The organism is Dietzia sp. IBK-p2-16D (genome assembly GCF_057773085.1).
The window spans coordinates 45,798-69,136 of sequence record NZ_JBYMTL010000001.1; the positions used below are offsets into that span (position 1 = coordinate 45,798).

Consider the following 23,339-nt stretch of genomic DNA (forward strand, 5'->3'; position numbering starts at 1 on the left):
TGTCGGTCAGCCGTTCATCTCCGGCCCGCGGCCCGACCCGTCGTCCTCGGCCTGCTGGGCCAGGAACCGTTCGAACTCCGCACCGATCTCGTCGCCGGAGGGCAGCGGCTTGCCGCCCGGGTTGAGGGAGTCGGACCCCAGGCGCGTCTCCATGAACTCGTCGTACTGCTTCTCCATGAGCTCGACCGCGGTGAGCACCTCAGGACTGTTCTGGATCTGTGCGTTGACCTGCGCGGTGAACTCGTCTGCGGCCTTCTCCAGCCCGGCTGTGGGCAACTCGAGGTCCGCGAGCCGCGAGACGTTGTCGACCAGATTGAGCACCGCAGCGGGGTACGCGGTCTGCGACAGGTACTGGGGGACGTGCACGGTGAAACCGGCGGACGGGATCCCGTGCTCGGCCATCCGCAGTTCGAGCAGGGACGTCACGTTGCCGGGGACGGAGAACTCACCGGGCCAGGCGGTGAACCCCTGGATGAGATCCACGTCGCTCGCGTGCGCGCTCGAGTTGGTGGGTCGGGTGTGCGGCACGCCCAGCGGCATGGCCCCGAGCCCGATGGACATGCGGACGCCGAAGGTGGCGGCCAGGTCGATGACGGAGTTGGTGAACCCGTCCCACTTCAGGTCGGGCTCGAGGCCCGAGAGGAGGAGGAAGGACGTGCCGTCGGTGGCCTTGACGGCGTGCAGCTGGATCGTCGGTTGGTCGTACTCGGAGAAGCGGTCGAACGAGTACTTCAGGTGGGGGCGGCGTGACCGGTAGTCCACCAGTTCGTCCACGTCGAACTCGACGATCAGCTGCGAGTCGAGGGTGTCGCGGAGGTGTTCGGAGAAGCCCTGGATCGCCTGACCGGCGTCCGAGAACCCCTCGAGGCCGTGCACGAGGACCGGTCCGCGACCGTCCTCCGAACGCAGGTCGGGAACGGGTTCGATCATTCGGTACAGATCGCTGTGCCTGGCCATGTCGACTCCTCTCGTCACCACACCCCGTCCGTCGGGAGTACGGGGTCGCCCGGTCGTCCGTCCGGGACGGGGGTTCACAACTGTGACAACGACGGTGCAGCCGGGTTGATTCCCCGGCGGGGGGCACGCCCCGTTTCCCACAGGCCCGCGCGCCTCCACAGCGGGCCCGGGTGTGGGCGTCCGCAGGCTCCCGGCGCCCGTCGGCATACCCGATGGTGGGACCGGTGCACGGCACCTGCGGACCTGGCCCCGGCGCGGGGCTCCAGGGCGCGCGAGAAAAGAGACGGATGGCGACGATGACGGCTGGCGAGTTGATCGATGATGACGGGGCGAGCGGACGCGGGACGGTGGTGATCTCCTCTCCCGAGGAGCTGATCGCCTCGCTACCGGCGATGCTCGGCTTCCCCCCGGGCCCGGGCTCGGTGGTGGTGCTCTGCGGGGAGACTGCCGACGGCGGCCAGGGGCCGGTGGTGCGGATGGACGTCGACGGGCTGCCGGGTGCCGGTCGGGGTGATCCGGACGACGCCGAACTGGTCGACGGTGACGACGGCGCCGAACTGATCGATGGTGACGACGGCGATCTCGCCGGGGCCCCCGACCCGGTCCCGGGTGACCCGGCCGGGGGGCGTTCCCGTCCGTCGATCGACCCGGGACCCGCGCGCGGGCTGGCGCAGTTCTGCGCCAGGGAGGGGATCGCCTCGGTGCATCTGGTGGTGGTGCACGAGGACTGCGCGGACGACCACCTCGCGGGTCTGCGGGCGGAGGACGTGGCGGCGGCGTTCGAGTACTGGCTGGGTGTCGTCGGCACCGAGGTCGCAGCGGCGTACGGAGTCGGCGAGTTCGTCGAGGGCGCGCCGTGGGTCGACCTGTTCGGGATGGTGCGCGGCGTCCAGCTGGACCCCGACTCGACCCAGATAGCGGCGGTCCACGCGTACGGCGGGCGGGTCCGGGCGGACTCGCGGGACGAGATCGACCGGATGTACCTCGCGCGCGACCCGGACGCGTGCGATCTGGATCCCCACGAACCGGGGCCGCCCCGGAAGTACGGGGACCGTGCGGTGGCCGAGGCGGTGGAACGCCACGACGACGCCGCGCGCCGGTGGGAGATGGGGGAGGAGATCGACGACGACGAACTCGCCGGGATCGGGCGGGACCTGCTGGTGATCGCGGTTCGTGACGAGATCTACCGACGGGTGGCCGTGCGGGGCCTGGGCGACGTCGACGGTCGGAGGCTGCTGTGGTGGGCGGTCGCGCGCCGGAGGCCCGGTCGCGAACGCTCGGTGGCCCTCCTGTTGCTCGGAGCCGCGGCCTACTTCGCGGGCAGCGGGGTGCACGCCTGGTCGGCGCTGTCCGCAGCCCTGGACGCGGACCGGGGCAACTCCCTCGCCCGCCTCCTGATCGACAGTCTGCACGCCGGGCTGTCCCCGGAGCGGCTCAGGCGGGTGGCCGCGGCGGCCTGAACCGCACCCGGGTCAGTGCGGTGCCGAGTGGGCGCGGTCGCCGAGTGCCCCGGTGTACGCCCAGGCGTCCTCCACCACAGTGCGCAGGTCCGTGCGGGTGGGGTGCCACCCGAGCTCGGCGATCGCTCGCGCGCTGGAGGCCACGAGCACCGCCGGGTCGCCGGCCCGGCGCGGGGCGACGACCTCCGGGATGGGGTGACCGGTGACCTCCCGGCACACGTCGATGACCTCGCGGACGGAGAATCCCTCACCGCTACCCAGGTTGAGCACACGGTGAGTGCCGGGCGAGTTCGTCTCGAGGGCGAGCAGGTGGGCGTCGGCCAGATCGGCGACGTGGATGTAGTCGCGGATGCAGGTGCCGTCGCGGGTGGGCCAGTCGTCACCGAAGACCTTGATGTCGGTGCGATGACCGAGGGCCACCTGGAGCACCAGGGGGATGAGATGGGTCTCCACCACCCGGTTCTCGCCGGCGCCGTGGTACGCCCCGGCGACGTTGAAGTAGCGCAGGCTGGTCGCGGCGAGTCCGTGCGCGGTCGCATACGAGGTGATCGCGTGGTCTATCGCGAGTTTGGTGGCCCCGTAGGTGTTGGTCGGCCGCGTGGGCATGTCCTCGGTGATGGGCACCCGCTCGGGCTCGCCGTAGGTCGCCGCGGTGGAGGAGAAGACCAGGTTGTGCACCCCGGCCGCCCGCATCGCGTCGAGCAGCGCCAGGGAGGTGACGACGTTGCCCTGCCAGTACTCCTCGGGCTTGTCGACCGACTCACCGACGAGGGAGCGAGCCGCGAAGTGCAGGACGCCGTCGAAGGAGGAGTCGAGGACCTCCGGCGCACGGGCCGCCACGTCCCCCTCGATGAAGGTCGCGCCCTCCGGGATCCCGTCCCGGTTGCCCGTGGACAGGTCGTCGAGCACCACGACCTCGTGCCCACGCTCGATCAGGACGGTGGCGCAGACCCCGCCGACATAACCGGCCCCGCCGGTGACGAGGAGCTTCACGAGATGATCTCGACCTGGATCGCGTGGGCGTGATCGCCGTCGAGTTCGACCGTGCGGCCGCCGCCGGAGTCGAGCTCGACGAGATGCCCGCGGCGGGTGGCGGTGACGGTCTTGAGCGGTTCGACGCCGGCGGCCCGGAACTCGGAGATCAGCTCGGTGTCGATCTGCACGTTCTCGCCGATCGCCCGGATGCGGACCCGGTGGGGGATATCGCTCTCCAGTGCCGAGAGCCTGATCTGGTTGGGATCGTCGAGCGCCGAGGCGGGGTACCCGATCCGCTCCAGCCCGGGGATCGGGTTGCCGTAGGGGGAGGTGCGGGGATCATCGAGCACCTCGATGAGGCGCCGTTCGACGTCATCGCTCATCACGTGTTCCCAGCGGCACGCCTCGGCGTGGACCTTCTCCAGCTCCAGCCCGATCACGTCGACCAGGAGGCGCTCCGCGAGACGGTGCTTCCGCATGACGTCCACCGCGAGGTCCCGGCCCGTGGCCGTGAGCTGGAGATGCCTGTCAGGGGCCACGAGGACCAGCCCGTCGCGCTCCATGCGGGCGACGGTCTGGCTCACGGTCGGTCCGCTCTGCTCGAGGCGCTCGGCGATCCTCGCCCGCAGCGGGATCACGCCTTCCTCTTCCAGCTCGTAAATGGTGCGGAGGTACATCTCGGTGGTGTCCACCAGGTCCTTCACGCTGCAGTCCTCCACGGTCGGGTCGTCGATCGGTGTCCGTCTCCCGGCAGGCGGGGGCGCCGTCCGAGTTCTGACACCGAGACTACCGTCGGGCCACCGACCGGGGTGGAGAGCGGACGATCAGGGGCCGGAGCGGTGCGGCACGCGTAGATTCGTGGGTGACGTGCCCCACTGATCGCTCGGGGTGCTCGGGCCGGGAACGCCCCGGTCCCACGGGAGGGCGGTGGTCATGGCCGGAATCGGGGACGGCGTCGCGGCGAAGGTCGTGTGGAGTCCGTCATTGCTCGAATACCGGCACTCCGCCGACCACCCGATGAGTCCGCGTCGGTTGGATCTGACCATGTCCCTGGCCACCGAGCTCGGCGTTCTCCAGGGTGTCGAGATGGTGGACCCCGGGACCGCGAGTGACGACGAGCTGCTCCGGGTCCACACCTCCCGCTACATCGACGCCGTCAAGGCCGCCGGGGACCTGCCGCCCGGCGAGCACGCCGGGATGAGCCACGGGCTCGGTACCGCTGACAACCCGACCTTCCCGGCCATGCACGAGGCGAGCGCCGCGGTGGCCGGGGGCACCCTCGCGGCCGCCCGTGCCATCGCCAGTGGTGCCGCCACGCGGGCGGTCTCCGTGGCCGGCGGGATGCACCACGCCATGCCCGCCGCGGCGGCGGGGTTCTGCGTCTACAACGACGCGGCGGTGGCGATCAGCTGGCTGCTCGACAACGGCTACGACCGGATCGCCTACGTGGACATCGACGTCCATCACGGGGACGGTGTCCAGACCGCGTTCTACGAGGACCCGCGGGTGCTGACGGTCTCGCTGCACCAACACCCCGCCACGCTGTGGCCGTCAACCGGCTGGGCATCGGAGACGGGGGTCGGCCGCGCCGAGGGCACGGCCGTCAACCTGGCGTTCCTGCCCGCTGTCACCGACAACCTCTGGCTGCGGGGGTTCCACGCCGTGGTCCCGGGTGTGCTGCGGGCCTTCGAACCGCAGATCATCGTCATGCAGGCCGGGTGCGACTCGCATCGCGAGGACCCGCTCGCGGACCTGTCGTTGACCGTCGACGGGCACCGGCGGTCCTATCTGGAGGTCGTGGCACTGGCCGACGAGCTCTGTGAGGGCCGCCTCATCGCCATCGGTGGGGGCGGTTACGAGTTGGTCCGGGTGGTCCCGCGGTCGTGGACACACCTCATCGCGGCCGTGCTCGGGGTCCCGGTGGACCCGGAGACCGAGATCCCGGAGGCGTGGCGTTCCGTGGCCGGCCGGTTCACCGTCCCCGACCGGGTACCCCAGGTGATGGGTGACGGCGAGGACCCGACATACACCGCGTGGGAGCCGTCGGGATCGGACCGCGGGGTGGAGATGGACCGCTCCCTCGCCCGGCTCGACCAGTCGATCCTCGACACCCGCCGGTCGGTCTACCCCCTGCTGGGACTCGATCCGGACGACCCCCGGGACTGATCCCCACGGCGCTGCCCCCGCGACGCCGCTCACCCCGTCACCCCCCGACCCATCAGCTCCTGGAGGACCCCATGGCGCACCCCGGCGAGAGCGATCCCGGCGACCGCGTGACCAGTGATACGGCGACGGTCGAGCCGCCCGAGCACGCCTCGACCGACACCTCGGTCGACGCGTACCCGGAGGGTTATCCCCACGACTGGGCCGCGGACGTCCTCGGTTCCGACGGTCGGGCCGTGCGGGTCCGGCCGATCCTGCCGAGCGATGCCGAGAAGATCTCCGAGTTCCACAGCAGCCTGTCCGAGCGCACCCGCTACCTGCGCTACTTCGGGTCCCACGACGTCCTGTCCGATCGCGAACTGGCGCGCATGACGAACGTCGACTACCGCGACCGGATGGCGTTCGTCGCCGAGCTCGGCGCGGAGGTCATCGGGATGGCGATCTACGAGCGGCTGCCGAACTCGACCTTCGCCGAGGTGGCGTTCACGATCTCCGACCAGCACCAGGGGCGTGGGCTGGGGTCGATCTTCCTGGAGCATCTCGCCGGCGCGGCCGCCGAGTGCGGGATCGACCACTTCGAGGCCGAGGTGCTCTCGGAGAACCGGTCGATGATCCAGGTGTTCCGGCGGGCCGGGTACGAGATCTCCCGGTCGTTCGACGGCTCCACCCTCCATCTGGAGTTCGCGATCGACCCCACCGAGGCCCTGACGAACGTCCGGAACTCCCGGGAGGCGGCGGCGGAGGCGCGGAGTCTCGCGCGGGTCCTCAACCCCGGTTCCGTCGCGGTGATCGGCGCCTCGGATCAGGTGGGCAAGATCGGCCACACCGTGTTGCGCAATCTGATCGGCAACGGGTTCTCCGGACCCGTGTACCCCGTCAATTCGGATGCCAGGTCGGTGCAGTCCGTGCGCGCCTATGCCAGTGTCCGGGACATCCCGGACCCGGTGGACCTCGCGGTCGTGGCGGTCCCGGCGGCATCGATGTCCGAGGTCCTCGACGACTGCCTGTCCAAGGGCGTCTCGACCCTCGTCGTCATCTCCGCGGGGTTCTCGGACGTCGGTAGCGCCGGTGTGGTCTCGGAACGTCGTCTGGTCAGCGAGGCCCGGGCACACGGGATGCGTGTGGTCGGCCCCAACGCGCTCGGGGTGATCAACACCTCCACCGATGTCCAGCTCAACGCGACCCTGGCCGAGGTCGTCCCGGGGCCCGGCCGCACCGGCTTCTTCTGCCAGTCGGGCGCGCTCGGCATCGCGATCCTCGCCGCGGCTGCTCGGCGCGGGCTCGGGTTGTCCACGTTCGTCTCCGCCGGGAACCGCGCCGACGTCTCCGGCAACGACCTGCTGCAGTACTGGGACACCGACACCGCCACCGAGGTCGTGTTGCTCTACCTGGAGAGCTTCGGTAACGCCCGCAAGTTCTCCCGGATCGCACGGCGGGTCGCCCGCAACAAACCGGTCGTGGTGGTCCGGCGCGCCGCCGACGACCTGGAGTCGGGAGTCGAGGGGCTGACGGCGAACGCCATCGGGGGATTGTTCCGCGACTCCGGCCTCATCCAGGTGGACTCCATCACCGACATGTTCGACACCGCCACACTGCTGGCCTACCAGCCGCTACCGACGGGCGGGCGTCTGGGCATCGTGGGCAACTCCTCGGCGGTCGGCCGTCTCGGTGCGGACTCCGCGCGGCAACAGGGCTTCACCGTGGCGCATTCGGTGGACCTGGGGGCCGGTGCGTCCCCGGAGGAGTTCCGTGGGGCGATCTCGGACGCACTCGCTCGCGACGAGGTGGACTCCGTTCTCACGGTGTTCGTCCCCCCGGTCGCCACGGAACCCGACGCGTACGCGGAGGCGATCCGCGCTGCGGCCGGCGAGAGCTCCAAGCCGGTGGTGAGTACGTTCCTCGCCGGGGAGGGGCTGCCGGAGGGCCTGACCGTGACCGACGAGTCCGGGGTCGCCGCCCGGGGTTCGATTCCGTCCTATCCGTATCCGGAACGGGCCGTCTCCGCGCTGGTACGGGCCCGCCGATACGCCGAGTGGCTCGACAAACCGGCGGAGGAACCGGCCGAGTACGAGGACATCGACCGGGCTCGCGCGCGAGAGCTGGTGAACTCCCTGTGCCAACTTCACGCCGGGACCGAGTCGTTCGAGCTCACCCAGGGCCAGGTCCGCGCACTGTTGGAGTGCTACGGGATCGACATCGTCGACTACCGCGTCGTCACCGATGTAGACCAGGCGGTGATGGCGGCCGATGAGCTCGGCTACCCCGTGGCGGTCAAGGCGATGAGCGAACGATGGCGGACCCGCAGCGACCAGTCCGGTGTGCGGCTCGACCTGGTCGACTCCGCCGCGGTACGCCACGCCTTCTCGTTCCTCCAGTCCACCACCGGTTCGCGTGCCCTCCACGTCCAGAAGATGGCGACGAAGGGGGTCGCCGTCACCATCCGGGTCGCCGACCACCCGATCTTCGGTTCGCTCATCTCGTTCGGGTTGTCCGGGATGTTGTCGGACCTGCTGGCCGATCGGGCCTTCAGTACCCTTCCGATCTCACCGGGGGAGGCCGCGGCCCTGCTCGACCGGCCCCGTGCCGCGGCGATCCTCGACGGGTACGCCGGCGACGCGCCGGTCGACCGGAACGCGTTGGTCGAGCTCATGGGGAGGGTCTCGTGTCTGGTCGAGGACATCCCGGAGATGCGCCGGCTGTCGGTGGACCCGGCCCTCGCCGCGCCGGACGGGCTGGCAGTGCTCTACGCCACCGTCCGCCTGGGTCCGCCGCCCAGGTTCAGCGGCGACGAGGGACCCCGCCGACTGCGCTAGCGACCGTCCGACGCACCCACGCCGGGACCGCTCCGGTCGGGGCGGATACGGGGCTGTGACGAGCACGGGGCTGTGACGAGCACGGGGCGGAGAAAATGCACGGGGCGGAGACGAACAGGGCCCCGCCTGATCGGGGAGGGGCGGGGCCCTGGATTCTCCGGTCAGACGGCGTAGGAGCGGAGCTTGTCCGCGCGACGGCCCTCGCGGAGCTTGGCCATCACCTCGCGCTCGATCTGGCGGACGCGCTCGCGGGACAGGCCGAAACGCTTCCCGATCTGGTCGAGGGTACGAGGCTGACCGTCGTCCAGTCCGAAACGCAACGTGATGACCTGCTGCTCGCGCTCCTCGAGGGTCGCCAGGACAGCGCGCACGTCGGAGTGCATCACGTTGGTCACCACGGTGTTCTCGGCGCTGGTGGCCTCGGCGTCCTCGATGAAGTCGCCGAGTGGCGCCTCCTCGTCCGCGCCGACCGGCATGTCGAGGCTCACCGGGTCACGCGAGTGGTCCAGCAGCTCCTCGATCTTGTGCGCGGGGATACCCGACTCCTCGGCCAGCTCGTCGAGGGAGGCCTCGCGGCCGAGCTGCTGGTGCAGTTCGCGCTTGATCCGGGCGAGCTTGTTGACCTGCTCGACGAGGTGGACGGGAAGACGGATGGTGCGGGACTGATCGGCCATTCCCCGCGTGATCGCCTGACGGATCCACCAGGTGGCGTAGGTGGAGAACTTGAAGCCCTTGGCGTAGTCGAACTTCTCCATCGCACGGATCAGGCCCAGATTGCCCTCCTGGATGAGATCCAGCAGCGGCATTCCGCGACCCGTGTAGCGCTTGGCCAACGACACGACCAGACGGAGGTTGGCCTCGAGCAGGTGGGCGCGGGCGGCCTCGCCCTCCGCGACGATCACCTTGAGGTCGGCCTTGCGCACCGGCCCGAGACGCTTCTTGGTCTCGAGCACATGCTTGGCGTAGAGACCGGCCTCGATCCGCTTGGACAGCTCCACCTCGTCCTCGGCGTTGAGCAGTGCCGTCTTGCCGATCCCGTTGAGGTAGACACGGACGAGGTCAGCGCTCGGGCTCTGACCGTCCGGCTCCGCCTCCGTCCGACGGTCCGATCGGGTGGTGGCTGACGTCATGTCTCCTCCTCCTGCCTGACCTGGTGACGAGGTCGGCGTTCGGTTGCTGGTGGACGGATCAGGCGCGTGTCCGGGTCACGGTCACGTACCTCTACAACGGCGGGGGTGCCGGGAATGTTCCCGCGCCGATGATGTCCGTCACGATCCGTCGCGTGAACCGGGTCAGCCCGAGCCGGGAGTCTCCACCAGGAGAGTGAACGGCCCGTCGTTGACGGAATGGACCCGCATCATCGCGCCGAAGACACCTGTGGCCACCTCGAGTCCGCGCTCACGCAGACCTTGGACGACCGCGTTCACCATCGGTTCGGCGACCGCGCCGGGGGCCGCTCGAGACCACGACGGGCGCCGGCCCTTGGCGGTCGATCCCATGAGGGTGAACTGGCTGACGACCAGGACGGGCGCGCCCACCTCCGCAGCGCTGCGTTCCTCCCGCAGGATCCGCAGTTCCGAGATCTTGCGGACCATCGTGGCCACGTCGGTCTCGTCGTCGTCGTTCGACACCCCGACCAGTACCAACAACCCGGGGCGCGCCAGCGATCCCACGACCTCGCCGTCCACCGTCACCGACGCCTCGGTGACCCGTGAGACCACCGCCCTCATCCGTCCGCACCCCCGGGCACGGCCGCGGCGACCCCCGGAGCGACGAGACCGGGCACCCCGACGGGGACGACGAACCCGTGGACGAACAGATCGGCCACCACCCGCCGCACGGGGGCGGCGAGGGCGTCCGGATCCTCCCCGGCACCCGCCGCGGCGAGCACCACCAGATCCTCCAGCGGCAGCGCGCCCGTCCGCGCCCCTCGTAGGACGGCCGCGGTGAGCGGGTCGATCTCGTGCCGCCACCGGGCGCCGGTGACGCGCTCCACCACCACGGTCGACGGGCCAGGGTCACCCGCCTCGTCCGGCCCGGTCGGCGCGAGGGACTCGGAGGCGTGCACGTGGACATCCGGCGACACGGTGAACACCGTGGCGTCCAGGGCACGGTCCTGCCCGCCGAGTCGGTCCGCCGCCTCCCGCAACCACGCGGCGCGTGCGAAGTACGCCTCGGCCTCGTCGCCGAGGCCCTCGCCGAACGGGTGCGTGAGGTCCTCGCACAGCACCGAGGACGGCCCCTCGATCCGACGCAGGTAGACGTAGCCGAACCCGACCCCCGCCACCCCCTCGTCGGCGAAGTGGTCCAGCCAGGAGTCCGCCGCCCGCGAGGTGGCCTCGTCGCGCGGGTCCATGCCCTCGTCGGTGAGCCAGGTCCACACGTAGAGCCCGGGGTCGGAGACGTCCCGCCGGACGATCCACGCGTCGACGCCCTCGGACGGGACCCAGGACGCCACGTGCGTCCGCCAGTCGGCGTCCTCCCGCTCCACCCAGGACGCCAGCAGGACCGCGGTGCCGCCGTCGGCCAGATGGCCCGGCGCGCCCGACACGACCGTCCGGCTCGCACCGTCGAGCTTCAGTCCCGACTCCCGGTAGGAGTGTCCGGTCTCGGGCGGACCCACCACGAACGGGGGATTGGCCACGATCCGGTCGAACCGGCGGCCCGCGACGGGCTCGAACCACGGACCGCGCAGGAGTTCCGCACGCCGGCCGTTGATCGCCAGGGTGGCGGCCGCGAGTTCGAGGCACCGCGGTGTGATGTCCGTCCCGGTGACCGAGCGGGCGGTCTCCGACGCGTGGACCATCTGGATCCCACACCCTGTGCCCAGATCGAGGACCGACCCCGCGGGGGACGTGGGCGTGACCCGCAGCAGTGAGAGCGTCGCCTGCCCGACCCCCAGCACGTGATCCGGTCGTGTCCTGGTGTGGACCATCGACCCGTCGACGTCCGCGAACACCCAGCGGGTCCCGTGACCCGTGTCGACAGGGCGTAGGTCGATCGCCGCCCGCAGCGAGGCGCCGTCGTCGGCCTCGGTCCACAATCCGGCCTGGACGCCGTCACGCACCGGGACCCCGGGCAGGATCGCTGCGACATCGGAGAGCGGGAGCGGATCGCCCAGGACGAACAACCGGAGGAGCACGCCGACCGGACCGGCGTCGCGGGCGCGGCGGCGGACCGTCGCGGCATCCGACCTGGCCAGGGCGGAGACCGCCTCTGGTCCCAACTCCCGCTCCACTCCCTCGACCGTGTAGTCGTGCCGGCGGAAGGCCTCGGCCAACGTGGGTGCCAGATCGGCGAGGGTCGGGGTCGCAGGGGTCACTGGTGGGGATCGCTCTCGTCGGTGGGATTGGTGGGGGTGGTGGGGTCCGCGGGGGCGGCGGGGTCGGACGGGGAGCCGTGGCCCGCAGGGGTGGCCGGGTCGGTCCCGGTGTCGGTGGTGTCGGTGTGGGTGGTGTCGGTGTGGGTGGTGCGGGGGGACGGCGAATCCACCCCGGTGAGGCCGGGGGGCAGCGCGTACGGGGTGTTCGACGAGAGACGCCCCGCTGTGTACGTGCGGGCCTGCCCCTTGGGCAGGGGAGGACGGTCATTGGCACCGATGACCGCGATCCACGGGATCGGGATGGACCCCCCCACGATCGCCAACGCGATCCACGGGTTGTTCCAGACGGCCAGGGATCCCGCCGCCAGGAACAGAGCGGGGATCCGGATGCTCATCAGCAGGAAGTAACGCTTCTTCCGGGCCGCGAGTTCGTCGTGGTACGACTCCCGCGCGCCCGTGATGAGAACGGGCTTCGACGTGTCGTCCCGTTCCCCGGATCGCTGACGGCGGAAGTCGGGTGCCATGGGGCCCAAGGTACTCCGGCGTTGGCGCCGCGACCGTGGGGTGCGGCATCATGAGGGGGTGAGCACCACCCGGACGAAGACACTCGAACGTCCCGAGGTCACGACGACCGAGGAGACGCAGGACGACGCACCCAAGTTCTTCCACTATGTGGACAAGAGCAAGATCGCCGAGAGCGCGGTCATGGGTACCTATGTGATCGCCCTGTGCGGTGAGGTCTTCCCGGTCACCCGCTCCGCGAAGCCCGGATCGCCGGTGTGCCCGGAGTGCAAGCGCGTCTACGAGACCCTGAAGCCTGGTGAGTGATCCCGGCGCGGTCCCGGGCCCAGACGAGCAGACCGCAGAGCAGACCGCCCCGCCGGCCGGGGGTGCGTCGCTGCGCGCCTGGCAGCGCACCGCGCTGCGCAAGTACCTCATGGCGAGGCCGAAGGACTTCCTCGCGGTGGCGACACCGGGTGCCGGCAAGACGACGTTCGGACTACGGGTGGCCTCCGAACTGCTCGCCGACCGGACCGTCGACGCGATCACCGTGGTCGCCCCCACCGAGCACCTCAAGTACCAGTGGGCCGCCTCCGCCGCGCGCGCCGGGATCGCCCTGGACCCCGAGTACTCCAACACCTCGGGCGCCCTCGCCCCCGAGTATCACGGCGTGGTCGTGACGTACGCGCAGGTGGCCGCACACCCGTTCAAGCATCGCGAGCGCACCGCGTCCCGACGCACCCTGGTCATCCTCGACGAGATCCACCACGGTGGTGACGCCAAGAGCTGGGGCGACGCGATCCGTGAGGCGTTCGAGGACGCCGAACGCCGCTTGTCTCTGACCGGCACCCCGTTCCGGTCCGACGACAGTCCGATCCCGTTCGTCACCTACGAGCCCGACGGCCAGGGGCACCAGCGCTCCAAGGCCGACCATTCCTATGGCTACGCCGACGCGCTGGCCGACGGCGTGGTCCGCCCGGTGGTGTTCCTCGCCTACTCGGGGGAGGCCAGATGGCGTAGCAACGCGGGCGAGGAGTTCTCGGCCCGCCTGGGAGAGCCGCTCAGTGCCGACCAGATGTCCCGCGCCTGGCGGGTCGCCCTCGACCCCCACGGCGATTGGATGCCAGCGGTGCTCCAGGCCGCGCACACCAGGCTCCGGCAGATCCGCGCCGGTGGTGTACCCGACGCCGGCGGTCTGGTGATCGCCACCGACCAGGAGCGCGCACGTGAGTACGCGGCCCTGCTCACCGAGATCACCGGCACCCCGCCGACCGTCGTCCTCTCCGACGACCCCACCGCCTCGAGCCGGATCGGCACCTTCTCCGACTCCACCGACGAGTGGATGGTCGCGGTCCGGATGGTGTCCGAGGGCGTCGACGTCCCGCGCCTGAGTGTCGGCGTCTACGCCACCAGCGCATCTACCCCTCTCTACTTCGCGCAGGCGATCGGACGGTTCGTCCGCTCGCGGCGACCGGGGGAGACCGCATCCGTGTTCCTCCCGTCCGTTCCCGTGCTGCTCCAGCTGGCCTCGCAGATGGAGGCGCAGCGTGACCACGTCCTGGGCAAGCCCCATCGGGAGGAGGGGCTGGAGGACCAGCTCCTCGCCCAGGCGAACCAGCAGCAGGACGAGAACACCGAGGACGAAGAGGACCGCGGTTACATCTCCCTCGGCGCGGACGCCGAGCTCGACCAGATCGTGTACGAGGGGTCGTCCTACGGCACGGCCACATTCGCCGGCAGCGAGGAGGAGGCCGACTACATCGGGCTCCCGGGTTTGTTGGGCGCCGACGACGTCAAGGCCCTGCTGCGCCAGCGTGAGAAGGAGCAGATCAAGCGCACGTCCGCCCAGTCCGCCTCCGGGGCGGGATCCGTCGCGGTCGTGGGAGCGGACCCGGCGGTGTCCGGGGCGACCATCCCGGGTAACGCCGCCGGCCCCGGCGCGCACGCGGGTGCCGCCGCCGAGCGGGTCGCCTCCGCCGCCGAGCTCAAGGACCTACGGCGCCAGCTCAACACCCTGGTGTCGGTGTACTCCGGCCGGCTCGGCAAGTCCCACGGGGCGATCCATACGCAGCTCCGTAACTCGTGCGGGGGCCCGCCCGTCCCGATGGCCTCCGCGGAGCAGATCCGCGAGAGGATCACCCTGCTGCGCAGCTGGTGACCGCCGGCCGGCCCCGCCGGGCATCCGGGCCACCGCTCGATGACGAGAATGGGCCCCCGCCGAGATCTCGGCGGGGGCCCATTCCTCTGATACCGGGTCAGTCCAGGTAGTCGCGCAGCACCTGGGAGCGCGACGGGTGGCGCAGCTTCGACATCGTCTTGGACTCGATCTGCCGGATCCGCTCGCGTGTGACGCCGTAGACCTGACCGATCTCGTCGAGCGTGCGCGGCAGCCCGTCGGTGAGACCGAAACGCAGCCGGACCACGCCGGCCTCACGCTCGGACAGCGTGTCCAGGACGGAGCGGAGCTGGTCCTGCAGGAGCGTGAAGCTCACCGCGTCCACCGCGACCACGGCCTCGGAGTCCTCGATGAAGTCACCGAGCTGCGAGTCGCCCTCGTCGCCGATGGTCTGGTCGAGCGAGATGGGCTCCCGGGCGTACTGCTGGATCTCCAGCACCTTCTCCGGGGTGATGTCCATCTCCTTGGCGAGCTCCTCCGGGGTGGGCTCGCGGCCCAGATCCTGGAGCAGCTCACGCTGGATGCGCCCGAGTTTGTTGATGACCTCGACCATGTGCACCGGGATACGGATGGTGCGGGCCTGGTCGGCCATGGCGCGGGTGATGGCCTGCCGGATCCACCAGGTGGCGTACGTCGAGAACTTGTAGCCCTTGGTGTAGTCGAACTTCTCGACCGCGCGGATCAGACCGAGGTTGCCCTCCTGGATGAGATCCAGGAACGCCATGCCGCGTCCGGTGTAGCGCTTGGCGAGGGAGACGACGAGTCGCAGGTTAGCCTCGAGCAGGTGGTTCTTGGCGCGGACGCCATCCCGCTCGATCCACTTGTAGTCGCGACGCTGCGCGGTGGTGAGCTTCTCGCCCCGCTCCGTGACCTGCGCCTGGAACCAGGTGGAGTACAGGCCGGCCTCGATGCGCTTGGCCAGCTCGACCTCCTCCTCTGCGTTGAGGAGTGCGACCTTGCCGATCTGCTTGAGGTACGCGCGGACGGAGTCCGCGGAGGCGGTCAGCTCGGCGTCCTTGCGCGCCTGGCGCAGGGCCTCCGACTCGTCCTCATCCCAGACGAAGTCGCCCGACGCCTTGTCCTTGGCGGTGGGCTCCTCCTTGGTCTCCTCGTCGGCCTCGACATCCTCGACGTCGACCTCGACGTCCTCGAGTTCGGCCGTGTCCGGCTCGACCTCGGGGACGTCGGTGGGCTCCTCGTCGACCTGGTCACCGTCGACGCCCTCGGGCTTCGACGGGGAGGCGGTCTTCTTCGCGGCCGTCTTCTTGGCGGCGGTCTTCTTCGCGGCCGTCTTCTTGGCCGGGGCCTTCTTCGCGGCGGTCTTCTTGGCCGCCGTCTTCTTCGCGGGCGCCTTGCGCGCGGCGGTCTTCTTGGCGGGGGCCTCGCCGGTGACCTCGGTGCCCAACGGATCGCCGCTCGCCGCGGAATCCGAACTGGTGGTCTTCGTGGCTGCCACAAACGCCCCTTCACAACCGGTTACTCGATGGGAATCGGGGATCGATGCCGCCTAGTGCAGACACTCGAGCCGTCCGCCTTGCGGTACCGGGCCCGTCCCCGGCCGGCACGTGGTCCCGGCATTGGCCATTGTAACGAGATTACGGCCGGGGGGTCGCATCCGGCGGGGTTGGTCCGGGTCAGACACCGCCGTCTGGTAGGACCCCGCCGAGGTCGAGAACTCCCGAATGGCCGGCGGCGTACAGGGCGGCGCCGATGATCCCGGCGTCGTTGAGCCGGACCGCGGCCCGGACCGGGGTGCGGTTCTCCAGCAGGGGGAACCACTCGTCGGCGGCCTCACTGACGCCGCCGCCCAGGACGAAGGCGCGGGGCCACAGCAGGTCCTCGATCGAGCGAAGGACATTGGACACGTGGGGGGCCCAGTCGGCGAAGCTCAACTCGTCGCGGGCGCGGACCGCGGCGGAGGCCAGGTGCTCGGCCTCGTCGAAGCCGCGTCCGGCGATGTCCTCCACGATGACGTGTCCGAACTCGGAGTTGGGCAGGAGCCGGCCGTCGAGCAGGAGGGCGGAGCCGATGCCGGTACCGAAGGTCAGCAGGATCACCAGGCCGTCGACGCCCCCGCCGGCGCCGTAGTGCACCTCGGTCAGCCCGGCGGCGTCGGCGTCGTTGAGCATGAGCACGGTGCGGCCGGGGAGATGGCGGTCGAAGAGGTCGACCACGTCGCAGCCGATCCACGACCCGTCGATGTTGTGCGCGATCCGCGCCACGCCCTCGTGGATGACGCTCGGCAGCGCGACCCCGACCGGTCCGGTCCAGTCGAACTCCTCGACCATCTCGCGGATGGTCCCGGCGATGGCGTCGGGCGTCGCCGGCTGCGGGGTGGCCCGCGTGAGCCGGTCGCCGATGAGGTCGCCACGAGTGAGGTCGACGAGTCCGACCTTGATTCCGGTACCCCCCACGTCGACACCGAGGCCCGTCGGGGTGTCCGGGGAGAGGTCGGACGCGGAGGGCACGGGGTCGGGCATGGTGGGCTCCAAGGGTGTGGGCCGTGGGCGGGTACGGCGTGGGTCGCCCGTCGTGCCCGGGTCGCCGGGGCACGATGGGTGTGGTGCGCTCGCCAGGGTATCCGTCGGGTGCACCGCCGGGCGGGTTCATCGCCGGAGCGGACGTGGGATACGACGACGAGGAGGCTCACATGACGGGGCGGGGAACAGACGCGGTTGCCGGCCGGACGGGCACGGAGTTCACCGACGAGTTGCGGGCGCTCGCGGAGCGGTTCGCCACGTCCGGCGGCGACGTGGCCCGGCGGATGCTTGCGGAGTTCGGCCCCTCCGGCCCGGGGTCACGCTCCAAGAGCTCTGCGACCGACCCGGTGACCGTCATCGACACCTCGGTGGAGAGCCATCTGCGGGACGAGATCGGGTCCTACCGCCCGGGTGACGGCGTCCTCGGGGAGGAGGGCGGCGAGGATGGCGGTGAGGGTGCCGGTCCGCACGACGGCGACGGGGTTCGTTGGGTGGTCGACCCGGTCGACGGGACCGTGAATCTGCTCTACGGCATCCCGTTCACGGCGGTCTCGGTGGCCGCTGAGGTGGACGGGGTCGTGGTGGCGGGTGCAGTGCACAACATCGTCACCGGTGAGACGTGGTCGGCGGGTCTCGGCCGCGGCGCCACCCTGCGGGGGGCCGACGGTACGACGAGAGCGCTCCGGTCCTCGGGGTGTGGCGACCTGTCGCTGGCCCTGGTGGGTACCGGGTTCGCCTACGACGCCGGTATCCGTGCAGAGCAGGGCCGCGTGGTCGCAGGGCTCCTGCCGCGGGTGCGGGACATCCGGAGGTGTGGGTCGGCTGCGCTGGACCTGTGCATGGTGGCCTGCGGCCGGTTGGACGCCTATTACGAGCGGGGTCTGAAGCCGTGGGACCACGCGGCCGGGGCCCTCGTCGCGGCCGAGGCCGGAGCGGTGGTGGCGGTGTCCGACGACATCGAGGTGCCGACGACCGCCGCGGCGGCCGGCGTGGCGGGGGAGTTCCTCGCGGTTCTCGGCGACCTGTCGGGTGCGGTCAGCAGCTGACCGTCCGCGCCGCGTCGAGTTCGGCCGAGATGGGTTGACGCCCGACCTTGAGTTCATCGAGTGCCCCCACAGCCGCCGTCGAGTCGGACAGTCGGGAGAAGATCGTGCCCAGCGCCAGATCGACGGTGTCGTCCTCGCGGCCGTCCGCCACGAGTTGCATGCAGGGCGCCGCGAGCGACAGTGATCGTGCGGCCGCCTGCCCGGCGTCGCCGTAGCGGATCTGACCGTGGCACTCGAGGGCCTGCCCGTACACCGGATCGTTCCCGATGGCGTCGTCGCCGGCGGGCTGGAATCCGCGCTCGGCGAGTTGCGCGGCCACGGCGCCGGCCTGACCGCTCTGTCCGTTCGCGTTGAGCACGCGGACCCGGGTCTCGTTCAGCAGGGCCGGTTCGATGCCGTCGAGCGCATCCGCGGGCTGGTCACTCAGCCCGGCCTCCTCTGCCGCGGGAGGCAGGGGGCAGGCCGCGGCCTGCGTCGCGGCATCGCTTCCCCGGAGGGCGAGGGCCCAGACGAGTGCTCCCGCCGCCAGCACCACCACCACGAACAGGACGTAGGCGGAGCGCAGTCGGTGTAACCCCCGCGCGGGGGTCGGACTCGGCGTCGCCTGGGTGCTGAGGTGGACGACCATGGGGGCCCTTCCTGCAGGTGAACGGGTCGAGAGCCCCGGCGGGCCCTGCACCACCACTGTAAACGTCGACCGCCCGGCGTCCCGGTCGGCGCACTGGCGGTCAGGGCGGATGAAAATGCCGATTAATTCCGTTACTATGCGTGCGCTGGTCGCGACACGACCGGTCCGCGCGCCCCCCACACAGACCCGCAGAAATGAGACTCATGGCAACCGACTACGACGCCCCCCGCCGCACCGAGGCCGACGAGCTCACCGGCGATTCGCTGGAGGAGCTGAAGGCCCGGCGGGCAGAGGGCGCGACCGGCGAGGTCGACGTCGACGAGACGGACACCGCCGAGTCCTACGAACTGCCGGGCGCCGACCTGTCCGGCGAGGAGCTCACGGTGCGTGTCGTGCCGGAGCAGGACAACGAGTTCACCTGTGGTGAGTGCTTCCTGGTGCATCACCGCAGCCGTTTCGCCGAGGAGCGGGACGGGATGCCGATCTGCGTGGACTGCGCCGGCTGATCGACCGCCGGCTACTCCGCCGCGGCTCGGCCGGTCAGCTGTAGTGGTTGTCCGGAAGCGCCGCTGCGAGGCCTTCGGGGTCCCGCGTGCTGATGAGCCAGTACGGGGTGGGATCCATCGGGTCGTCGAGGACGACGATCACCATCGTGGGGATGTATCCCCTGTGGACCACGAAGGCCTCGGGGTCGAGCTGCCGCCCCATCGCGGCCTGCTTGGCGGTGGCGGGCACGACGGCGCTGCGGGCGATGGCGTCGAAGGGCAGGCGGGCGTTGCCCGCATAGAGGGTCCCCCCTCCCTGGCCGTCGGACTCGACCTCGATCTTCACCCGGCCGACGGAGATGAACAGCCAGGCGAGCAGGACGGGGACCACGACGGCCAGCAGCCACAGCCACCACCGCGCTCCGATGACGAGCGCCTGGGCGACCACCACGACGGTGATCACGGCGAGGACGACCCACCACCATGCCGGGACCCGGAGGGTTTCCGAGTGAACCGGGCGCGGAGCGCGATCGGGCGGCGGGCGGAGATCTTCGTCGGTCACGACGTCAAGACTATCGAGCAACCGGGTCGGACCCGGCAGGAGGGCGCGAGCGCCATGAACAATCCGGACGAGTCCAACGGGACCGGTGGAGTACTTCGGGTACGCCGCCTGGACGGAGGTGTGCCCCTGCCGGTCCGGGCCCATGCGACGGATGCCGGTGTCGATCTCCACGCCGCGCACGACTGCGAGCTGGCCCCCGGACGACGGGCATTGATGGGGACCGGGATTGCCGTGGCGATCCCCGCGGGCTATGTCGGCCTGGTCCACCCACGGTCGGGTCTGGCCGCGCGCGCGGGTCTGTCGATCGTCAACGCGCCGGGAACCGTCGACGCCGGGTACCGGGGGGAGATCAAGGTCAACCTCATCAATCTGGATCCCACCGAACCGGTTCGTATCGGGCGAGGTGACCGCATCGCACAGCTCCTGGTCCAGCGTGTGGAACTGTGGGACGTCGTCGAGGTCGACGAACTCGACGAGACAGACCGCGGAGACGGTGGCCACGGCTCGACCGGCGGGCATCACCGCCTGCCCTGACCGGCGTCGACCTCGTTGGGTAGCGTCGACCCGAGACGGTCCCGTTCGGGGCCGGGTCGCACGGGGAGAGGATTTCCACCATGTTCGGACGAAAGAAGCCGGTGACCGGGGCCCGCGACGCCACCACGGCCGCCGAGCAGGAGTCGCAGGCCCCCTCCACGACGGGGCCGCATGACCGCTCGTCCGTCGGTGACGTACCCGGGTACTACACCGCGCTCGGATACGGCCACATCGACCTCGGTTCGCTGGTCATCGGCGTCCCCAAGGGGCGGGACCTGAACGTCGCGTTGGATCCCAACGGTCAGCCCGAGTTCCACGTGGTCACACAGGTCTCTCGGGTCATCCCGCGCGCGTTCGCCGCGCCCAAATCCGCTGGCCAGTGGCGGACGATGGTGACGGGAATGCGTGAGCAGCTCGAGCAGCAGGGCGCGGATGTCTCCGTGGAGGACGGGCCGTGGGGACGCGAACTGGTGGCGGTGATGCCGGGTGCCGTCTTCCGCGCGATCGGCGTGGATGGTAACCGGTGGACCGCCGAGGTGCGGATCATGGCGACCCCCGAACTCGCGGACCAGGCTGCCGACGAGGGGCGTGAAGTGTTCCGGCACCTGCTCATCAACCGCGGGGACGGGCCCATGCCGGTCCGGGAGCAGCTCCCGCTGACCATCCCGGACGAGATCCAGCAGGCGCTGGCGCAGGCGCAGTCACAACTCGCCGCGCAGCAACAGGCACAGGCCTACCAGCAACAGATGGCGGCGGGTCAGCCCGGCCGTACCGGTCAGTCACCGAACCAGCCGCAGCAACCCCAGGCCCCCCAGGCCGCGGAGAACCCCGGGTCGCAGCCCGCGGCGCCGGCGGGGCCCGCGCCGGACAGTGCCCCCAGGGCCCCACGGAGGGACGGTAGCGCGATGGACCGGCTCCGTGGCGGGGACGACGACCTGTGACGACCCCAACGCAGCGAGCAGGAGTCTGACCGTGCCGTTCCCCCGGGGACTCAGAGAATTGACGGCCAGGCTCACCGACCCGGTGGAGATCCTGGACGCGGCGGATCTCGCCGGGCGCGTGCACCGTACCGGGTGTGCGCACGTGTCGACCGTGTCACGGGGAGACCACGCCACCCTGACCGGGCGCGTCCGCACCGTTCTGACGTGCGGGGGAGAGGACTTCCTCGGTCTCACCGCCGAGGTCTTCGACGGCACCGGGGCCGTCGAGGTGTGTTGGCTCGGTCGTCGCACCGTTCCGGGGATCGACACCGGCCGGTTCGTCCGTGTCACCGGCCGGGTCGGCCTCCGACAGGGGCACAAGATCATGTTCAACCCGCGATACGAGCTACTCGAGGGACAACCCCGCAGCACCGTGGAGGAATCGCGTGACCGAGCCTGAGCCGGTGACCTCGCAGACGACGGGCGCGTCCCGTCGCCGGTCTGCATTCGGTGACCCTGATGCGTCCCTCGTCGAGCAGATGGGCGGGATCCGCGGACTGGTCTACTCGTCGATCCCCATCCTGGCGTTCGTTCCCATCAACGGTGTCTGGGGTCTGACCGCGGCCATGTGGGGTGCGATGGGTGTCGCCGTGGCGATGCTCGCGTGGTCGCTGGGGCGTCGTGAGAATCCCCAGCCCGCGATCTCGGGATTCATCGGTGTGGCCATCTGTGTCTTCATCGCGTGGCGGACAGGGGACGCCAAGGGGTACTTCCTCTACGGGATCATCACCCAGGCCGTGTACGGCGCGGCGTTCGCCGTCTCCGCACTCGTCCGCTGGCCACTCGTCGGAGTGATCTGGGGGTTTCTCGACGGCAGGGGGATGGCATGGCGTCATATTCCGGCGGCGCGTCGGTGGTACACGGTCGCGACGTCGTTCTGGGCCGGTTTGTTCGCGATCCGGGCCGTCCTGCAGTACGCGCTCTATCTCAACGACGAGGTCACCTGGTTGGGAGCCGCGCGTATCGGAATGGGGTGGCCGTTGGCGCTCGTCGCGTTCCTTGGGACCGTCTGGGCGGTCCGACGTGCGTCCGTGTACGAGAAGGAGGCCCCGGACCGGGCCGATGCGGCCGGCGGGGCTCCGGCGGCATCCGAGCCCGAGGACGGCACCGCCACGACGTGAGACCCACGCACCGCCTCGACACGGAGCCCCGACGACCAGCAGGTCGTCGGGGCTCCGTTCTCGTGAGCGGTGGCACGGGCGAGCGCCGGGTCAGACCGCGGCGGTCGCCGTCCGGGAGAAGGTGCTCGGCCCGGTGATCGCCCGGTAGGCGTAGACCGAGGCGAGCGTGGTGACGGGGATCGCCACGAACAGACCCACGAACAGGGCCAGCGCACCCACTACGAGGATGAGGACGTTGAGGACGGCGAGCGTGAACAGGTTGCCCCCGTCCGACTTGATCGCGTTGAAACTCGACACGATCGCATCGGTGGCGGTCATGTTGCGATCGACGACGAAGTACTGCGTCCAGTACAGGAAGAACGCCACCACGAACGCGCCGATGATGAAGCCGATGAGTCCGACGACCGTGGCGATCCCGACGAGGATCGCCGCGACGACGAACCATCCGAAGTTGTGGAGCTTAAAGAAGTCGCCGATAGCGGGTTTGTGCCCGTCCACCTCGAGCAGGGCGCCGCGCAGGACGAACGCCTGGAACAGCAGTCCGACGACGAAGGAGATGATCTGGGCCAGGAACATCACCGCAACCGACTCGGAGTTCGCGAGCTGCCCCGCGATACCGCCGACCACCACGCTCGCCAGGGTGATGAGAACCCACGGCAGCGGGTTGTTCTTGAACAACTGCCACCCGGCGCTGACGGCGTCGGTCGCGGACACCTTGCCCGTCATGACCGGGCCGCCGCCCGCACCTCCCTGCCCGTACGCACCGCCGTAGGCGGGGTCGCCGAAGGACTGCTGTCCGTAACCGGGTTGGCCGAAACCCTGCTGACCGTAGCCCTGCTGACCGTAACCCTGTTGCCCGTATCCCTGGTCTCCGTAGCTCTGCCCGGGGTAGGGCTCCTGACCGTAACCCTGCCCGCGGTAGGGCTCCTGACCGTGCGCGGAACCGTAGCCGCGGTCCTCGTAGCCCCGGCCCCGGTCCGGCTGACCTGAGCCGGCGTTGTACGGATCGTTCGGGAAGCCGTCCCCTGTCGGGGTACCACCGGTAGTCATCACATCTCCAGATCGCTAGGTGCGCCGCGGAGGAATTCCCCGGCTCTATGAATGAACCTAGTACCGGGGAGGGGTTTGCGGGAGAG

23 protein-coding genes are annotated in these 23,339 nt (G+C 70.5%); 11 read left to right on the forward strand and 12 right to left on the reverse strand.

The window, feature by feature from the left end; genetic code table 11:
• Positions 1-6: 6 nt before the first annotated feature.
• Entirely contained in the window at positions 7-957 is a 951-nt protein-coding gene (locus tag AC3DE3_RS00230; protein WP_488368598.1) for a proteasome assembly chaperone family protein, read from the reverse strand.
• A gap of 296 nt (positions 958-1,253) precedes the next feature.
• Here AC3DE3_RS00230 and AC3DE3_RS00235 point away from each other — a divergent pair, with 296 nt between their 5' ends.
• Entirely contained in the window at positions 1,254-2,417 is a 1,164-nt protein-coding gene (locus tag AC3DE3_RS00235) for a DUF4192 domain-containing protein (protein ID WP_488368599.1), read from the forward strand.
• Between the two features lie 12 nt (positions 2,418-2,429).
• Here AC3DE3_RS00235 and galE read toward each other — a convergent pair whose 3' ends face one another.
• Both galE and AC3DE3_RS00245 read right to left on the reverse strand, forming a co-directional pair.
• Positions 2,430-3,410, reverse strand: a complete 981-nt coding sequence (gene galE / locus AC3DE3_RS00240; protein WP_488368600.1) for a UDP-glucose 4-epimerase GalE — start codon at positions 3,408-3,410, stop codon at positions 2,430-2,432.
• Positions 3,407-4,096 carry an iron-dependent transcriptional repressor DtxR gene (locus AC3DE3_RS00245; RefSeq protein ID WP_260487428.1) on the reverse strand — a complete coding sequence of 230 codons (690 nt, stop codon included), beginning with the start codon at positions 4,094-4,096 and terminating at the stop codon, positions 3,407-3,409. The genes galE and AC3DE3_RS00245 overlap by 4 nt, the downstream gene beginning before the upstream one ends.
• 229 nt (positions 4,097-4,325) lie before the next feature.
• On the opposite strand from AC3DE3_RS00245, the gene AC3DE3_RS00250 reads away from it, so the two are divergent.
• Together AC3DE3_RS00250 and AC3DE3_RS00255 are read left to right on the forward strand one after the other, a co-directional pair.
• Entirely contained in the window at positions 4,326-5,558 is a 1,233-nt protein-coding gene (locus tag AC3DE3_RS00250; protein WP_488368601.1) for an acetoin utilization protein AcuC, read from the forward strand.
• Between the two features lie 71 nt (positions 5,559-5,629).
• Entirely contained in the window at positions 5,630-8,368 is a 2,739-nt protein-coding gene (locus tag AC3DE3_RS00255) for a bifunctional acetate--CoA ligase family protein/GNAT family N-acetyltransferase (RefSeq protein ID WP_488368602.1), read from the forward strand.
• Positions 8,369-8,529: 161 nt separating this feature from the next.
• Here the strand turns inward: AC3DE3_RS00255 and AC3DE3_RS00260 are convergent, their stop codons facing one another.
• The 4 genes from AC3DE3_RS00260 to AC3DE3_RS00275 form a co-directional block, all read right to left on the reverse strand.
• Positions 8,530-9,498 carry a sigma-70 family RNA polymerase sigma factor gene (locus AC3DE3_RS00260; RefSeq protein ID WP_488368603.1) on the reverse strand — a complete coding sequence of 323 codons (969 nt, stop codon included), beginning with the start codon at positions 9,496-9,498 and terminating at the stop codon, positions 8,530-8,532.
• A gap of 162 nt (positions 9,499-9,660) precedes the next feature.
• Positions 9,661-10,098: a D-aminoacyl-tRNA deacylase gene (dtd, locus tag AC3DE3_RS00265; protein WP_488368604.1), complete on the reverse strand. Its 438-nt coding sequence runs from the start codon at positions 10,096-10,098 to the stop codon at positions 9,661-9,663.
• Positions 10,095-11,690: a DUF7782 domain-containing protein gene (locus AC3DE3_RS00270; protein WP_488368605.1), complete on the reverse strand. Its 1,596-nt coding sequence runs from the start codon at positions 11,688-11,690 to the stop codon at positions 10,095-10,097. The genes dtd and AC3DE3_RS00270 overlap by 4 nt, the downstream gene beginning before the upstream one ends.
• The gene (locus tag AC3DE3_RS00275) at positions 11,687-12,214 is read right to left on the reverse strand and encodes a DUF3099 domain-containing protein (protein ID WP_488368606.1); all 528 of its coding nucleotides are present in this window, start codon (positions 12,212-12,214) and stop codon (positions 11,687-11,689) included. The genes AC3DE3_RS00270 and AC3DE3_RS00275 overlap by 4 nt, the downstream gene beginning before the upstream one ends.
• A 58-nt stretch (positions 12,215-12,272) precedes the next feature.
• On the opposite strand from AC3DE3_RS00275, the gene AC3DE3_RS00280 reads away from it, so the two are divergent.
• Positions 12,273-12,518: a DUF3039 domain-containing protein gene (locus AC3DE3_RS00280; protein ID WP_007628744.1), complete on the forward strand. Its 246-nt coding sequence runs from the start codon at positions 12,273-12,275 to the stop codon at positions 12,516-12,518.
• Positions 12,511-14,349, forward strand: coding sequence for a DEAD/DEAH box helicase (locus AC3DE3_RS00285; RefSeq protein WP_260487435.1), 1,839 nt, complete (start codon positions 12,511-12,513; stop codon positions 14,347-14,349). Before AC3DE3_RS00280 ends, AC3DE3_RS00285 begins: the two co-directional genes overlap by 8 nt.
• Positions 14,350-14,446: 97 nt before the next feature.
• Here AC3DE3_RS00285 and AC3DE3_RS00290 read toward each other — a convergent pair whose 3' ends face one another.
• Both AC3DE3_RS00290 and ppgK read right to left on the reverse strand, forming a co-directional pair.
• On the reverse strand, positions 14,447-15,823 hold the full coding sequence (locus AC3DE3_RS00290) for an RNA polymerase sigma factor (RefSeq protein ID WP_260487436.1): 1,377 nt from the start codon (positions 15,821-15,823) through the stop codon (positions 14,447-14,449).
• 178 nt (positions 15,824-16,001) lie between these two features.
• The gene (gene ppgK / locus AC3DE3_RS00295; protein WP_260487437.1) at positions 16,002-16,847 is read right to left on the reverse strand and encodes a polyphosphate--glucose phosphotransferase; all 846 of its coding nucleotides are present in this window, start codon (positions 16,845-16,847) and stop codon (positions 16,002-16,004) included.
• Between the two features lie 170 nt (positions 16,848-17,017).
• On the opposite strand from ppgK, the gene AC3DE3_RS00300 reads away from it, so the two are divergent.
• On the forward strand, positions 17,018-17,893 hold the full coding sequence (locus AC3DE3_RS00300; protein WP_488368607.1) for an inositol monophosphatase family protein: 876 nt from the start codon (positions 17,018-17,020) through the stop codon (positions 17,891-17,893).
• Here AC3DE3_RS00300 and cei read toward each other — a convergent pair.
• Entirely contained in the window at positions 17,883-18,521 is a 639-nt protein-coding gene (cei, locus tag AC3DE3_RS00305; protein ID WP_488368608.1) for an envelope integrity protein Cei, read from the reverse strand. The two genes, AC3DE3_RS00300 and cei, sit on opposite strands and share 11 nt — an antisense overlap.
• Positions 18,522-18,724: 203 nt before the next feature.
• On the opposite strand from cei, the gene AC3DE3_RS00310 reads away from it, so the two are divergent.
• Positions 18,725-19,027: a DUF4193 domain-containing protein gene (locus AC3DE3_RS00310; RefSeq protein ID WP_067715850.1), complete on the forward strand. Its 303-nt coding sequence runs from the start codon at positions 18,725-18,727 to the stop codon at positions 19,025-19,027.
• Between the two features lie 34 nt (positions 19,028-19,061).
• Here the strand turns inward: AC3DE3_RS00310 and AC3DE3_RS00315 are convergent, their stop codons facing one another.
• On the reverse strand, positions 19,062-19,568 hold the full coding sequence (locus AC3DE3_RS00315; protein WP_260487440.1) for a DUF3093 domain-containing protein: 507 nt from the start codon (positions 19,566-19,568) through the stop codon (positions 19,062-19,064).
• Positions 19,569-19,622: 54 nt separating this feature from the next.
• Here AC3DE3_RS00315 and dut point away from each other — a divergent pair, with 54 nt between their 5' ends.
• The 4 genes from dut (at position 19,623) to AC3DE3_RS00335 (ending at position 22,203) form a co-directional block, all read left to right on the forward strand.
• Positions 19,623-20,102, forward strand: a complete 480-nt coding sequence (gene dut / locus AC3DE3_RS00320) for a dUTP diphosphatase (protein WP_260487441.1) — start codon at positions 19,623-19,625, stop codon at positions 20,100-20,102.
• A gap of 80 nt (positions 20,103-20,182) precedes the next feature.
• Positions 20,183-21,043, forward strand: a complete 861-nt coding sequence (locus AC3DE3_RS00325) for a DUF3710 domain-containing protein (protein WP_488368609.1) — start codon at positions 20,183-20,185, stop codon at positions 21,041-21,043.
• Positions 21,021-21,482, forward strand: coding sequence for an OB-fold nucleic acid binding domain-containing protein (locus AC3DE3_RS00330; protein ID WP_488368610.1), 462 nt, complete (start codon positions 21,021-21,023; stop codon positions 21,480-21,482). The genes AC3DE3_RS00325 and AC3DE3_RS00330 overlap by 23 nt, the downstream gene beginning before the upstream one ends.
• Before the next feature lie 79 nt (positions 21,483-21,561).
• Positions 21,562-22,203, forward strand: coding sequence for a DUF3159 domain-containing protein (locus AC3DE3_RS00335; RefSeq protein WP_260489112.1), 642 nt, complete (start codon positions 21,562-21,564; stop codon positions 22,201-22,203).
• Between the two features lie 90 nt (positions 22,204-22,293).
• On the opposite strand, the gene AC3DE3_RS00340 is transcribed toward AC3DE3_RS00335, so the two are convergent.
• A complete protein-coding gene (locus AC3DE3_RS00340) occupies positions 22,294-23,253 on the reverse strand; it encodes a DUF2189 domain-containing protein (protein WP_488368611.1) in 960 nt (319 codons plus the stop codon).
• Between the last annotated feature and the right edge of the window lie 86 nt (positions 23,254-23,339).

What these genes read in the sequence shown, in the direction of transcription:
- AC3DE3_RS00230 (WP_488368598.1), bottom strand. Translation starts at nt 957, where the DNA reads ATGGCCAGGCACAGCGATCTGTACCGAATGATCGAACCCGTTCCCGAC.
- AC3DE3_RS00235 (WP_488368599.1), top strand. Translation starts at nt 1,254, where the DNA reads ATGACGGCTGGCGAGTTGATCGATGATGACGGGGCGAGCGGACGCGGG.
- AC3DE3_RS00250 (WP_488368601.1), top strand. Translation starts at nt 4,326, where the DNA reads ATGGCCGGAATCGGGGACGGCGTCGCGGCGAAGGTCGTGTGGAGTCCG.
- AC3DE3_RS00255 (WP_488368602.1), top strand. Translation starts at nt 5,630, where the DNA reads ATGGCGCACCCCGGCGAGAGCGATCCCGGCGACCGCGTGACCAGTGAT.
- AC3DE3_RS00260 (WP_488368603.1), bottom strand. Translation starts at nt 9,498, where the DNA reads ATGACGTCAGCCACCACCCGATCGGACCGTCGGACGGAGGCGGAGCCG.
- dtd (WP_488368604.1), bottom strand. Translation starts at nt 10,098, where the DNA reads ATGAGGGCGGTGGTCTCACGGGTCACCGAGGCGTCGGTGACGGTGGAC.
- AC3DE3_RS00275 (WP_488368606.1), bottom strand. Translation starts at nt 12,214, where the DNA reads ATGGCACCCGACTTCCGCCGTCAGCGATCCGGGGAACGGGACGACACG.
- ppgK (WP_260487437.1), bottom strand. Translation starts at nt 16,847, where the DNA reads ATGCCCGACCCCGTGCCCTCCGCGTCCGACCTCTCCCCGGACACCCCG.
- AC3DE3_RS00300 (WP_488368607.1), top strand. Translation starts at nt 17,018, where the DNA reads ATGACGGGGCGGGGAACAGACGCGGTTGCCGGCCGGACGGGCACGGAG.
- cei (WP_488368608.1), bottom strand. Translation starts at nt 18,521, where the DNA reads ATGGTCGTCCACCTCAGCACCCAGGCGACGCCGAGTCCGACCCCCGCG.
- AC3DE3_RS00310 (WP_067715850.1), top strand. Translation starts at nt 18,725, where the DNA reads ATGGCAACCGACTACGACGCCCCCCGCCGCACCGAGGCCGACGAGCTC.
- dut (WP_260487441.1), top strand. Translation starts at nt 19,623, where the DNA reads ATGAACAATCCGGACGAGTCCAACGGGACCGGTGGAGTACTTCGGGTA.
- AC3DE3_RS00325 (WP_488368609.1), top strand. Translation starts at nt 20,183, where the DNA reads ATGTTCGGACGAAAGAAGCCGGTGACCGGGGCCCGCGACGCCACCACG.
- AC3DE3_RS00335 (WP_260489112.1), top strand. Translation starts at nt 21,562, where the DNA reads ATGGGCGGGATCCGCGGACTGGTCTACTCGTCGATCCCCATCCTGGCG.
- AC3DE3_RS00340 (WP_488368611.1), bottom strand. Translation starts at nt 23,253, where the DNA reads ATGACTACCGGTGGTACCCCGACAGGGGACGGCTTCCCGAACGATCCG.